The 12362-nt window shown below is 46.0% G+C and carries 11 protein-coding genes; 7 read left to right on the top strand and 4 right to left on the bottom strand.

Going from position 1 to position 12362, the window contains the following annotated elements; all coding sequences use genetic code 11:
- The first annotated feature begins 90 nt into the window (after positions 1-90).
- The 7 genes from BLT53_RS16945 (at position 91) to BLT53_RS16915 (ending at position 7304) form a co-directional block, all read left to right on the top strand.
- Positions 91-1698, top strand: coding sequence for a spore germination protein (locus BLT53_RS16945; protein WP_090236466.1), 1608 nt, complete (start codon positions 91-93; stop codon positions 1696-1698).
- Positions 1695-2909, top strand: coding sequence for a Ger(x)C family spore germination protein (locus BLT53_RS16940; RefSeq protein ID WP_090236465.1), 1215 nt, complete (start codon positions 1695-1697; stop codon positions 2907-2909). Before BLT53_RS16945 ends, BLT53_RS16940 begins: the two co-directional genes overlap by 4 nt.
- 20 nt (positions 2910-2929) lie before the next feature.
- Positions 2930-4039, top strand: a complete 1110-nt coding sequence (locus BLT53_RS16935; protein ID WP_090236463.1) for a GerAB/ArcD/ProY family transporter — start codon at positions 2930-2932, stop codon at positions 4037-4039.
- Between the two features lie 357 nt (positions 4040-4396).
- A complete protein-coding gene (locus tag BLT53_RS16930) occupies positions 4397-4609 on the top strand; it encodes a hypothetical protein (RefSeq protein WP_090236462.1) in 213 nt (70 codons plus the stop codon).
- Positions 4610-4666: 57 nt separating this feature from the next.
- Entirely contained in the window at positions 4667-5365 is a 699-nt protein-coding gene (locus BLT53_RS16925; protein ID WP_244520446.1) for a DUF421 domain-containing protein, read from the top strand.
- A 26-nt stretch (positions 5366-5391) separates the two neighbouring features.
- Positions 5392-6408, top strand: a complete 1017-nt coding sequence (locus BLT53_RS16920; RefSeq protein ID WP_090236460.1) for a Gfo/Idh/MocA family protein — start codon at positions 5392-5394, stop codon at positions 6406-6408.
- A gap of 5 nt (positions 6409-6413) precedes the next feature.
- Positions 6414-7304, top strand: coding sequence for an SMP-30/gluconolactonase/LRE family protein (locus BLT53_RS16915; protein ID WP_090236459.1), 891 nt, complete (start codon positions 6414-6416; stop codon positions 7302-7304).
- A 195-nt stretch (positions 7305-7499) separates the two neighbouring features.
- On the opposite strand, the gene BLT53_RS16910 is transcribed toward BLT53_RS16915, so the two are convergent.
- From BLT53_RS16910 to coxB, 4 genes are all read right to left on the bottom strand, one after another.
- Complete coding sequence (locus BLT53_RS16910; RefSeq protein WP_090236961.1) at positions 7500-8381, bottom strand: LCP family protein; 882 nt, start codon at positions 8379-8381, stop codon at positions 7500-7502.
- Between the two features lie 175 nt (positions 8382-8556).
- A complete protein-coding gene (locus BLT53_RS16905; RefSeq protein ID WP_090236457.1) occupies positions 8557-9162 on the bottom strand; it encodes a cytochrome c oxidase subunit 3 in 606 nt (201 codons plus the stop codon).
- The gene (locus BLT53_RS16900; RefSeq protein ID WP_090236456.1) at positions 9163-11109 is read right to left on the bottom strand and encodes a cytochrome c oxidase subunit I; all 1947 of its coding nucleotides are present in this window, start codon (positions 11107-11109) and stop codon (positions 9163-9165) included. It lies immediately after the preceding gene.
- 31 nt (positions 11110-11140) lie between these two features.
- The gene (coxB, locus tag BLT53_RS16895; protein ID WP_090236455.1) at positions 11141-12145 is read right to left on the bottom strand and encodes a cytochrome c oxidase subunit II; all 1005 of its coding nucleotides are present in this window, start codon (positions 12143-12145) and stop codon (positions 11141-11143) included.
- Between the last annotated feature and the right edge of the window lie 217 nt (positions 12146-12362).

Raw genomic sequence — 12362 nt, 5'->3', positions numbered from 1 at the left:
ATGAAATATATTCATCATGATACGAAGGAATAATGAAGGCAGCTGCCGGAAACGCTAAAAAAAAAGCAATGTGAAAGGTTTTGTGTCCTCATGCCTTCTTTTTTTAAAAAAAAATCATCTTCATATAATAAAAAGACAGGTCAAGAGAAAAAGAAAGAGTACTCTTCTTCTCCTCTTTCTGCTGTTTTAGAGGAAAACATTGAATATATTAAAACTCAGACAGGCAACAGCACAGATATTGTTATTCGCAGTTTTAAGCATTCTCCACGCTTTAACACGAAGTCTGCCATCGTTTATTTAAAAGGGCTGACTGATTCTCAGACGGTGCAGGAGCTGCTGATTGAACCCTTGATGAAATCGAACCCGGCGGAATCAGATCCCATCAGCATGGAAGATATGATTGAAGGTTATCTTCCATTGGGCAATATGGAACAAATAAAGGATTGGAACGCCCTGTTCCCAGCTTTGATGTCAGGCCATACGATTATCTTCGTAGATGGCTACTCAGTTGCCATAAGTTCAGCAACAGAAGGCGGAGAAAAAAGGGCTGTTGAGGAGCCAAGAACCCAGCGGGCCATTCGCGGGTCCAAAGAAGGGTTCACGGAATCCATAGAGACAAATATATCGCTGGTCCGCAGGATTATCCAAAATCCTTCTCTTTGGACGGAAACCATGACCATAGGAAGAGTCACCAAAACCAAAGTGACGATCATGTACTTGAAGGGAATTGCGAGAGACGACATCATTGAAGAGCTCCGGAAACGGCTTGAAAAGATAGATATTGACGGAGTGCTCGAGTCTGGTTTTCTCGAGCAGTACATTGAAGACCAATCCATTTCAGCATTCCCGACACTTTACCACTCGGAGCGCCCTGATGCGGTGGCAGGAAATCTGCTGGAAGGAAGGTTCGCCCTTTTTGTGAACGGCACGCCTTTTGTCCTGCTAGGCCCCGTGGTGTTTGTTCAGTTCTTTCAATCCATTGAAGATTATACTGAACGTTTCTATATCTCTACTGCTCTGCGCTTTTTGAGAGTGCTGGTCTTTTTTATATCTCTCATCGGACCGGCGACCTATATTGCTGCCACCACTTTTCATCAGGAAATGATTCCCACCCAGCTCCTGATCGCTATTGCCGCACAGCGGGAATCGGTCCCGTTTCCCAGTTTTGTTGAAGCGCTGATTATGGAAGTGACTTTCGAAATTCTGCGGGAAGCGGGCATCAGGATGCCAGAAGCCATCGGGTCGGCCATTTCCATTGTGGGAGCCTTGGTTATCGGACAGGCAGCGGTTCAGGCAGGGGTTGTATCACCGGCGATGGTTATTATTGTTGCGATTACGGCCATTTCCAGCTTTGCGACTCCATCATTTTCCATTGCAATATCTGCCCGCCTTCTCCGTTTTTTATTTATGATTAGCGCAGCCACATTTGGTTTTTTTGGCATGATTTTAGGGTTTATTATTTTGGTCGTTCATTTGTGCAGTTTGCGCTCGTTCGGAGTTCCTTACATGTCCCCGCTTGCTCCGTTTATCCCGGCTGATTTGAATGATACCTTTGTGCGCGGTCCTTTGTGGGCAGACAGGAAACGGCCGGCATTTATTAGTGGCTCAAACAACGTGCGGCAGAGTGAAAGTACTGGCCGTCCGCAGCCGGAGCAAAGCAGTGAAATGGTCACGGATCAGGAAGGTGACCAGCAATGAAACGACGAATAGGGATATTTCTGATGGTTTGTCTTCAGTTGCTGCTGTTAACTGGCTGCTGGAGTAAAAAAGAACTGAATGATCTTGCCCTTGTATCAGCAGTCGGTCTTGATCTGAATAAGCAAGGCAAGTATGTAGGCACCTTTCAATTTGTAAACCCCGGAAACGTAACAGGGAGTTTTCAAGGAGGAGGAGGAGGTCAGGGAAATGCGGTTTCCGTTTATTCAGCCACAGGAGATAACATCGATGAGATCAGCCGCCGAATGGCGACCAAAGTATCCCGGAACCTTTACTATGCCCATGCGAATCTAGTCGTGATCAGTGACAAACTGGCGAAGAAAAAAGGGGTTCTTCCCATCTTGGACGCATTTGACAGGGATGCCACGTTCCGTAATACGGCCACAGTGGTTATTGCTCACGATGCAAAAGCCGCAGACTTGATCAAAACGCTGACGGCCATTGACAAATTACCGGCGAACAAAGTCATCAAACTGTTAAGGTTTTCGGAACGAGTTTGGGGAGCATCTTTAAATATCATGATGATCGATGTCATTAAAGACCTTACGGATGACGGGAAACAGCCTTTAATCAGCGGCTTCAACCTGAAGGGGTCCAGTTCCACAGGGGAAAAGGTTTCAAATATTATGCAGTCCACTCCTCAAGCCGCTCCGGTGGTTGACGGCCTGGCCCTTTTTAAACATGGGAAGCTTGTGGGCTGGATCGATGGCAAAAAGGCGAGGGGTGCGGTCTGGACCTTAAACAAAATCAAAAAAACAGAAATCAATATTAATAAAAAGGGCCGAAAAGAAGCCATAGCTTTGGAAGTGATTCGCCAAAATACCTCCATATCAACTTCGGTTAAAAATAGAACTGCACAACTGAACGTAAGAGTGGAAACGGAGGGGAATATTGGTGAGACGAAAGTGCCTGTGAATCTTAAGGATCCGCACGTTATCGCAGACCTTGAGAAGGGTTTTGAAAAACAGGTGAAATCGGAAATTAAAGCAGCGATTAAGGAAGCACAGGCGAAGAAAACGGATATTTTTGGCTTTGGAGATGCCGTTCATCGGTCACAACCAGAAACGTGGAAAAGAATTTCAAAAAATTGGGATGAAGACTATTTTGCCAAGGCAAACGTGAAGGTAAAAGTAGATGTATTTGTAAGAAGAACAGGGCTTAGGAACAATTCCTTTTTATCCGGGGCCAAATAATTAGCGAGAGGGGCAGACAAATGGAAAAAGCGAAAATAACGGCATACCAGTTGTTTGCCTTAGTTCTTTTATTCGAGCTGGGGAGCGCCCTTCTTGTGGCGTTAGGAATTGAAGCCAAGCAGGACGCCTGGATTGTTATTCTTTTGGGAATGATTGGAGGATTGCTGATATTCTTTGTCTGTTATCGCCTTTATTGCTTTTATCCGGATTGTTTACCTACGGAATATCTACAAAAAATTATGGGGAAAGGTCTCGGGAAGTCTGCTTCTTTTTTATACATGCTGTACTTTGTGTATTTGGCGGCCAGAGTTCTCAGAGACTTTGGGGCCATGCTTCTGACATTTGCTTACATAGAAACTCCGCTTTTTATAGCCAACACCCTGATGATTCTCGTCATTGTCTATTCTGTCTCCAAAGGAATCGAAGTGTTGGCGCGTACCGGAGAATTGTTCCTCGTATTTATTTATTTTTTGGCGGGTTCAGGCGTCTTGCTTGTCTTGTTTTCAGGCGTGGTTGATTTGCATAACCTTCAGCCTGTTCTTGAGAACGGATGGAAACCGATTATTAAATCGACCGTTAAAGAAACGATTTATTTTCCATTCGGGGAACTGATTGTCTTTACGATGATCATTCCGTATTTAAGGGATTCTAAAAAGGTAAGAAATGTAAGCATTATCGGTATTATTGTAAGCGGAATCTCTCTTATGCTTGTGATGGTGTTCAACATCAGCATCCTCGGGGTGAAACTTACTGAACGGTCACAGTTCCCATTACTCACCACCATTCAAACGATACAGGTGGCTGATTTTCTTGAGCGTCTTGATGTTTACTTTATGATTGCTTTGATAGTTGGCGGATTTTTTAAAGTCGCTTTATTTATATATGCCGCTGTCATAGGAACAGCGAACATCTTTACCGTTACACCTCCTTCTCGGCTGTGTTATCCTATAGGGCTTGTTGTTCTATTATTGTCCATGACGATGGCCAGCAATTTCCCGGAGCATCTAAAAGAAGGGATAAGCATCGTACCTTTCCTCCTTCATCTGCCATTCCAGATCATTTTCCCTGTCTTGCTTCTCGGAATGGCCTACTTGAAGAACAGAAAACATAAAAAACAAGGTACCGGCTAACTAATATGGATAGCACGAACGACCTGTCGTCCTGGGAGATCACATGCTGAAGAAAACGATTTCTTTACAAGATGCTACCAAAGCGATCGTTCGTCTCTCTGAACGCCACGTGAAAGAAAAATGGTGGCAAAAGTAAAAATAAAAGAAAGGATGGCGCATAGGTGTCATCCTTTTTTATGATGAAATAAAAGGAGAGTTGAAGTTTATTTAGAATTAGGAAGGGGAGGGATGCGTATGATGGGAAGCTTATACTTAGTTTAGCGACCGGTCTGTTCTTTATTGCTGCCGGTTTGTTCCTGAAATACAAGCCTCCAGTCAAAATCAATGTGCTGAACAGCTACCGGACATTTTGGGTCAATGAAGATTGAAGTGTTTTGGAGGGAAGCCAACGCGTATTCCGCTGTTCTTCTCATTCGCTATGGCATCGCAATGGCTCTCATCGAAATCCTCTGCAGTATCATTGTCAAACAGGAATTGGGGGCTGTGTTCAGTGTGATGGGTCTAATGACCCTTGTCATTATTCTGCTTGTTGCTCAAGTGGAAAAGCATTTGAAAGAGCTTGATAAATAAGTTTTTGATCAAACGATAGGGGGAATATTCCGGCATAGAACCTATGAGGAGGCCGGAATGCCCATGCTGTACTTTTCCATCATATTAAAGCTTGTTATCGGGTTGGCGGCGCTAGTTTTTGTGACTCGACTGCTTGGTAAAAGCCGAATGTCACAAGTAACACCGCTGGATTTTGTCTATGCGCTTATTCTGGGCGGGACGGTTGAAGAAACCATTTACCATCAGGATCATACGATTCCACAAATGCTTTTTTCCATCGCTATATGGTCGGGGCTGATGTTTGCGGTTGAAAAAATCGTTCAGAAATTTGACCGGTTGAGAGCTCCGCTGAGAGGAACAAGCCAGATTCTCATCCGGGATGGAAGTGTCAGTATCAGGGAGCTGGAAAAAGCAAACCTGGAGCTTGAACAGCTTAGGGGCATGCTGCGGCAAAAAGATGTTTTTTCGTTAAGAGAAGTTCGTTACATTTTTCTCGAGACAAGTGGTGAGATTTCGGTATTGAAGTATCCTGATATGCCCCCTGTTGAAGAACCTTCCATTTTGCTCGTGAATGAGGGAAGAGTCCATAAAGGAAACCTCCGGCTCATCGGGAAAGATAGGAATTGGCTTGAAGAAGGGCTGAAACAAGAAGGCGTGCACCGCATTGAGGATATCTATTATGCGGAATGGTCCAAACCGGATGGCTTTTTTGTCAAGAAGTTCGAGCATTGCCTGACAGCTGAAGAAGAAGCAGTGGCAATGAGCCGGACAGTATAGATTAATCAAACAGAGGAGCGGAGTGTATGTTGAATGTTGCACTGTTGAGCAAATGGCATGTCCACGCAAAGGATTATGCGAAGGAAGCCAGTGAAAATAAACAAATCAACATTATGAAAGTCTGGGATGAAGACCAGGAGCGCGGAAGGAAATGGGCAAAGGAGTTGAGCGTGCCCTTTGAGGCTGACCTTGAAAACGTTCTTTCTGACAAGGACATTCACGGGGTGATTGTCACAACTCCCACCTCAATACATAAGGAAGTAATTGTTGCTTGTGCACGGCACAAGAAGCATGTTTTTACAGAAAAAGTGCTGGCAGCCACCCTGAAGGAATGTGATGAAATCCTGGCAGCCATGGAGGAAGCAGATGTGCAGCTGATGGTTTCACTGCCCCGCCTGACTGAGCGGTTTTACCTGTATGCCCAAAAAGTACTGGATGAGGGCCTGTTGGGCGAGCTGACATCCATCCGTTGCCGTGTGGCCCATAATGGTGCCGTTCCGACAGAAGAAAGCGAGCATGGCTGGCTGCCTTCCCAATTTTTTAAACGGGAAGAAACGGGAGGCGGGGCCCTTATCGATCTTGGTGCCCATCCCATCTACTTGTCCAACCGGTTGGGAGGAAAAGTAAAAGCGGTCACCGCACGGCTGCAACAGACGAAAGGCCATGAGGTGGATGACAATGCGGCGATGATTGTTGAATTTGAATCAGGAGCTCTCGGAATCATCGAGACCGGCTTTTTGTCGTACGGCTGTCCCGATCAGCTTGAACTCTACGGCACGGAAGGCACACTTCTTTTTGAAAGCCGCCAGCCTAAAGAGCTTATCTCAAGCAGGGTGGAAGATGATGCGCTTATTATGTCAGATCAGCTTCCAAAAGCGCTGCCTTCTGCCATGGAACAGTGGGTGGATGCTATTTTGAATCACAGCATACCTTCTATTCATAAAGCGGATGTTCGTAACCTGACACTGGTTAATGAAGCGGCAGCGCTTTCTCACCGTGAAGGCCGGCGGATCGAGCTTTCTGAAATACAAAGAGGACGGTGAAGAAAATGACAGATAAAGTTGAATTGGTTCATGATGCAAAGGCGATACTCGGAGAAGGCCCGATCTGGGACGAGCGAAGTGGGAAGCTCTATTGGGTGAACATCCTTGGAAAAAAGATCCAGTCATTTGATCCACGTTCAGGAAACACAAAGGTCTATGGGCTTGATCAGTATCCGGGGACATTGGCACTGAAGGATGATAGCAATTTTGTTTTAGCCGCCCAGCACGGTTTTTACGACTTGGGGTTAAATGAAGATGGCACCAGCACTTTGGAGAAAATTGCAGATCCTGAGGAGCATCTCCCGGGAAATCGTTTTAATGATGGCAAATGTGACCCGCGGGGACGCTTTTTGGCTGGAACGCTTTCCTTAAAGGAGGATAAAGGGGCAGGATCCTTGTACCGGCTGAATCTGGATGGCACAGTGGATGTACTGATGAGCGATTTGACGATCTCCAACGGCATGGCCTGGAGTGACGACGGCACGGTTTTTTATTTTATTGATACGCCAACCATGCAGGTAAAGGCCTACTCCTATAACCTTGATATTGGAGAAGTGGGGGAAGGCAGAGTCGTAAAAGACTTCACCGATGAACTGGGAGCACCGGACGGCATGACCATTGATGAAGAAGGAATGCTTTGGGTGGCATTGTATGGCGGCTGGGGTGTTGTCCAAATCGATCCGGCGGACGGAAAGGTGCTGCAAAAAATTGACGTGCCTGCTTCCAATGTGACGTGCTGTGCTTTTGGAGGAGAGAATCTGGATGAGCTGTACATCACAACCGCCAGGCAGCAGCTCAGCGAGAGTGACTTGAAGGAACAGCCGCATGCCGGCGGTCTCTTCCGCTATCGCCCGGGTGTGGCGGGCCGGCCATCGTTCCGGTATGCCGGGGAATAAGACAAAATACGTACAATAAAGCACTGCTGATTGAGGGAGCAGTGCTTTTTATTGTCGAAAAATGAAAATGATATGATATGCAAGTATTGCTTGTCGAACCGCAACTAACGCTCCGGCCAATTACTCTAGTTCAACAAAAAAAGGCCAGATCACATGACTTTCTGTGATTTCGGCCTTTTTATATGCTAAAAGACATTATTTCGCGGATAAAAACTCCTGCAGCGCCTCCTTATTTTTCTCAAGGTCGATGCTGAGCACATCTCCGACATTGTGGCGTTCATTTTGGAAGGAATTATCCAATGGAATACGGAGCGTTTTGACGTTGTGAGCCTGGCCGGTAATAAAATCTTTGCCGACAATCAGCTTGGATTTGGAGTCGACATTGGTCTCAATGTAAGGATCCAGCAAGCCAACGATTTTCGGCAGTTTAAATACATTTTTGATACTGGTGGCTTCTTCCTTTAATTTGGACAGCACTTCTTGCTGCCGGGCGACCCGGCCAAAGTCACTTTGAGCATCATGGCGAAAACGGACATAGCTGAGCAGCTCTTTTCCGTGTAGAGTCTGGTATCCGGGCTTCAGATCCAGCTTCATATCGTCAATAAGATCCTGGGGCACATTAACTTTAACCCCATTAGGAGCGACTGTATCGGCAATTTTGGAAAACCCTTGAAAGTCAACGACCGCATAATAGTTGATATCCACCCCGAAATTTTGTTCAATGGTTTGCCGCAGCAGCTCGGGACCGCCGAAGGCATAGGCCGCATTAATCTTTTGCATGCCATGGCCCGGAATAGTAACATACGTATCGCGCATAATGGATACCACTTTGGGCTGATGGCTCTTCTGGTCATACTGTGCAATTAAAATGGAATCCGTACGGGAATGGTCTTCCCCTCTGGAGTCACTTCCGAGCAAAAGGACATTTATTTTACCGTTCTCGGGCAAATCGCCTTTAAACTGTTCTTCATTTTTCTTATCGTCTTCAAATTTTCCATCGCTTGCCTGGGACAAACCTTGTTTGTATTGGTAGTAGCTGTATGCTCCCCCGGCCAAGATCAAGAGAAGGATCATCATCAAAATAAAACGTCCCCAGCGGAACTTCTTCTTTCTGCGTCTTTGTACTCGAGCCAATTTCTACCCCCGCTTTTATTATTTTCTATCTATCAATCTGGTTGCTGCCTATATTGTAACATGTAATTCTACTCTACTAAAATAAGCCCTCTTTCTTGAAGAAAGAGGGCAGCTAAAGCTATAAAAACTGACCTAAAGCATAGAGCAATAAAAAGATAAAAACCCAGACGGAATCGACAAAGTGCCAGTAGATGCTAAATGAAACAAACCGGCCGTGGTTAGCGACAGTAGAGCCCTTTGTCTTGACATGCACAAGTAATAGGGCCATCCACAGGATGCCGAACAGCACATGGCATCCGTGCAGTCCGACAAGCAGGTAGTAGGAGGAAATAAAGGGGCTTCTGCCCAGTGTATATCCATCTCCTATATTTTTTAGGAACTCTATCATTTCCAGGGAAAGAAAGCCAAGGGCCAGAAGGGCGGTCAGTCCGATGAAAAACAAGGTTTTCCCTTTCTCCCGTACATGCAAGGTTTTTTCCGCAAGGTACCAGGTCAGGCTGCTGGAAAGAAGCAAAATGGTTGGTAGAATCATTTCCTTGAACTTAAAAAATTCCTTCGGTCCGGGACCGTCTCCCAAATGGTGGAGCATAACAAAATAGGTGGCAAACAAGGATCCGAAAATGACAGCCTCCGCACAGATAAACAGGAACATGGCTGTCTTCCTTGGCGATGAATATTCGAGAAGGGTTTCGGTTGAATTTTCTACGTTGCTTTCCACTCCCATTTACTCTTCCTCCCTTCGAATGGCTTCTTCAAGCTGGGCACTCGTATAAAGATCAATGCTCCGCTCATACGTAATGGAGCGCCAGGCCATCAGAAGCAGTGTCCCCATAAATCCGGCAACCGTGATGAGCGGCACCGCGAAGATCAGTCCAAAGGAAATGGTGAAAAATCCGCCGCTCAGTAACAGAGGAATGATGGTTGGCTTCTCGACGACAATCCGCTTCTCTTCTTTTTGGGAAAACGGCAGGGTGCCATCTCCATGTTCCTTCGCATACCAAAGGTTTTCCAAATCCCTGACGACAGGCAAATACGGCCAGCGTATATGAGAGGAAGGGGAAGGAACCGCCCAATCCATGGTGCGTCCATCCCACGGATCGGCCACACCCCACCGTTCTTTTTTTTGGTAGCTGTAAAACACATTCCAGATGAAAAGAAGGACACTGAAGGCCATCAGATAGGCGCCCATTGTACTGATGAAGTTAAATTCGAACAATCCGTCCTCTGGCAGGTAGGTAAAAGTTCTTCGGGGCATCCCCTGCAGACCGGAAAGGTGCATCGGCAAAAATGTCATATGAAAACCGATAATGAACGTCCAGGCCTGCCATTTACCGATCTTGTCATTGAGAAGATATCCGAACATTTTGGGCCACCAGTAATAAAAACCGGAAAAGGCGCCAAACACCGTACCGCCAACCATAACATAATGCAGATGAGCCACAACAAAGTAAGAGTCATGGTATTGGTAATCGGCCGGCACGACGGCCTGCATGACGCCGGTTACACCCCCGATAACAAATGAAGGAATAAAGGCAAGCGAATAGAGCATCGCTGTGGTAAAACGGACAGAGCCGCCCCGGATGGTAAACAGCCAGTTAAAGATCTTTATCCCGGTAGGAACGGCAATCAGCATGGATGTAATGGCAAATACCACATTGGCAAAAGCACCAAGGCCGACGGTAAACATGTGATGAATCCAAACCATGAAGCTTAAGAACCCGATGGCAAGCATGGAAAGAACCATGGAGGAATAGCCAAAGATCCGTTTGGAAGCGAATGTGGAAATGACCTGGGAAAAGACCCCGAAAGCCGGAAGAATGACAATGTACACCTCCGGATGGCCAAAGGCCCAAAACAAGTGCTGCCAAAGGACAGGGTTACCGTGTTCGCCACTGAAAATTTGCGTGCCAAACTGGTTATCAAACAGCAGGATCAGTAAAGCTGCACTGAGCACCGGGAAGGCAAAAAGAATAAGGATCGAGGTGATCAAGGCCGACCAGGTAAACAGTGGAATCTTCATGAATCCCATGCCGGGTGCGCGGTGCTTTAAGATGGTGGTGATCATGTTGATCGAGGTCATAATGGTACCGATTCCGGAAACCTGGACACCCATGTCATAAAAGGCTGTCCCGTTCCCCACAATATCCTTTCCCACCGCGAGCGGAACATAAGAAGTCCATCCTGTGGAAGGCGCACCGCCCATCACAAAACTCATGTTGATCAACAAGCCGCCGATTACAAAGAGCCACATGCTCAATGAATTGAAAAAAGGAAAGGCGATGTCTCTCGCTCCGATCTGCAGAGGAACGGCGATGTTCATTAGACCGATCAAAAAAGGCATTGCAACAAAAAAGATCATGAGAGTCCCATGCGTCGTCATGACCTGATCATACTTATCCCCCTGAAAAACCCAGAAGTGGAAATTTGGAAAGGCCAGCTGTGTTCTCATCAGCATGGCGTCGAGACCGGCGCGAAGGAAAAAAATGAATCCCCAGGCAATGTAAAGGATGCCGATTTTGCGGTGATCCATCGTACGAATCAGCGACCATATCACCTTCCATTTTTTAGCCAAAGAGATATAAATTACCGCAGCGACCAGAATGACAATAATGGAAATATTAGCGGCGACAATGTCAGAAGCGAATTTGATTTGTGTATTAAAAAATGACATATCTATCCCCCCAGCTTTGGTTGTAGCTTATTCACTTTTCCAGCGCCTTCAAGTAAGCGGAAAGAGCAGCGTAATCATCCTTACTGAGCCCCTTAGCTTTTGGCATCTCAGTGCCAGGCTTTACTTTTTTTGGATCCTTCAGCCACTTCAACACATTTTTTTCTGTGTTGGGCATGAAGCCGGCCACACGTTCACGATCGCCAAAACCAGCCAGGTTAGGACCCTCTTTTCCCTGGTTCGCGCTTGCAACGCCGCTTGTCGCGTGACAGCTCAAACAGTTGTTTTTAAAGACGTTTTGCCCTTCGGATTCCTGGGCGCTGAGTTTCGATGAAGTGTTTTCTTTTTTCATTTGATTTACCCATTGCTGGTAGTCCTGCTGACTGTCTACCTTCACCAGAAACCGCATAAAGGAATGGCCCGCTCCGCAAAATTCGCCGCATTTCCCCTGATAGGTGCCAACCTTCTCGGGAGTTAAGGCCATTTTGTTCGTTCTTCCCGGAATTAAATCCTGTTTTCCTCCCAATTGAGGTACCCAGAACGAATGAATCACATCCTTGGAGTGAAGTTCAATGACCACTCGCTTTCCTTTGGGCAGATGAAGCTCCTGGGAGGTGACAATGCCCTCTTCCGGGTATTCGAATTTCCACCAGTATTCACTTGCGGTGACTTTCACTTTCATTGCTCCCGTGTTGTCCTGTTTTTCCTCTCCAAATACGCTTTTTACCATCGGAACAGCCAGGATCAGCAGAAGGACAAAGGGAAGGATGGTCCAGGTGAGCTCCAGTTTTTTATTACGGTTTTCCTGATGCTTTTCGGGTGTAAAGCCGGGCCTTGCCCTGTATTTATGAACAAAGCGGACAAAAAGAACAACCACTGTAACCATGACGATTAACATAATATACATGCTGAGCTTGATTAACGAATATTGTTCCGCTGCCTGGCTGCCGGCAGGGTTCAGGACGTCCATATTTTGGATGGCTGAACAACCGGACAATAAAAGAAGGCAGCTGCCCCAGATCCCCACAATCTTTTTCATAGTCTCTCCTTTTAGCTGTTTTTTTTGAAAATCCAAAAAAACTTGTTTGAAATGGATGGCAAAAGGCAGCAGAACATAAATTCAGCTGCAGGTATGTAAACGTTCTTTTAGATGTAATCCCCTTTTTTTTTAGATTAAAACGTAATCATCTTCCTGAGTTTATGAAAAAAAATAGAAAATTCCTGCCGTGAGGTTTATGTTTAAGGTAAATCAGGGA

Origin of the sequence: Fictibacillus solisalsi, from assembly GCF_900103485.1 — a bacterium.
Taxonomy (GTDB): Bacteria; Bacillota; Bacilli; order Bacillales; family Fictibacillaceae; genus Fictibacillus_C; species Fictibacillus_C solisalsi.
Note: the sequence above shows the minus strand (reverse complement) of the source record. Positions and strands in the feature narration are given on the sequence as shown.

Excerpts from the sequence above, each read along its gene's own strand:
- BLT53_RS16945 (WP_090236466.1), top strand. The coding sequence starts at position 91 with ATGCCTTCTTTTTTTAAAAAAAAATCATCTTCATATAATAAAAAGACA.
- BLT53_RS16940 (WP_090236465.1), top strand. The coding sequence starts at position 1,695 with ATGAAACGACGAATAGGGATATTTCTGATGGTTTGTCTTCAGTTGCTG.
- BLT53_RS16935 (WP_090236463.1), top strand. The coding sequence starts at position 2,930 with ATGGAAAAAGCGAAAATAACGGCATACCAGTTGTTTGCCTTAGTTCTT.
- BLT53_RS16930 (WP_090236462.1), top strand. The coding sequence starts at position 4,397 with ATGAAGATTGAAGTGTTTTGGAGGGAAGCCAACGCGTATTCCGCTGTT.
- BLT53_RS16925 (WP_244520446.1), top strand. The coding sequence starts at position 4,667 with ATGCCCATGCTGTACTTTTCCATCATATTAAAGCTTGTTATCGGGTTG.
- BLT53_RS16920 (WP_090236460.1), top strand. The coding sequence starts at position 5,392 with ATGTTGAATGTTGCACTGTTGAGCAAATGGCATGTCCACGCAAAGGAT.
- BLT53_RS16915 (WP_090236459.1), top strand. The coding sequence starts at position 6,414 with ATGACAGATAAAGTTGAATTGGTTCATGATGCAAAGGCGATACTCGGA.
- BLT53_RS16910 (WP_090236961.1), bottom strand. The coding sequence starts at position 8,381 with ATGATGATCCTTCTCTTGATCTTGGCCGGGGGAGCATACAGCTACTAC.
- BLT53_RS16905 (WP_090236457.1), bottom strand. The coding sequence starts at position 9,162 with ATGGGAGTGGAAAGCAACGTAGAAAATTCAACCGAAACCCTTCTCGAA.
- BLT53_RS16900 (WP_090236456.1), bottom strand. The coding sequence starts at position 11,109 with ATGTCATTTTTTAATACACAAATCAAATTCGCTTCTGACATTGTCGCC.
- coxB (WP_090236455.1), bottom strand. The coding sequence starts at position 12,145 with ATGAAAAAGATTGTGGGGATCTGGGGCAGCTGCCTTCTTTTATTGTCC.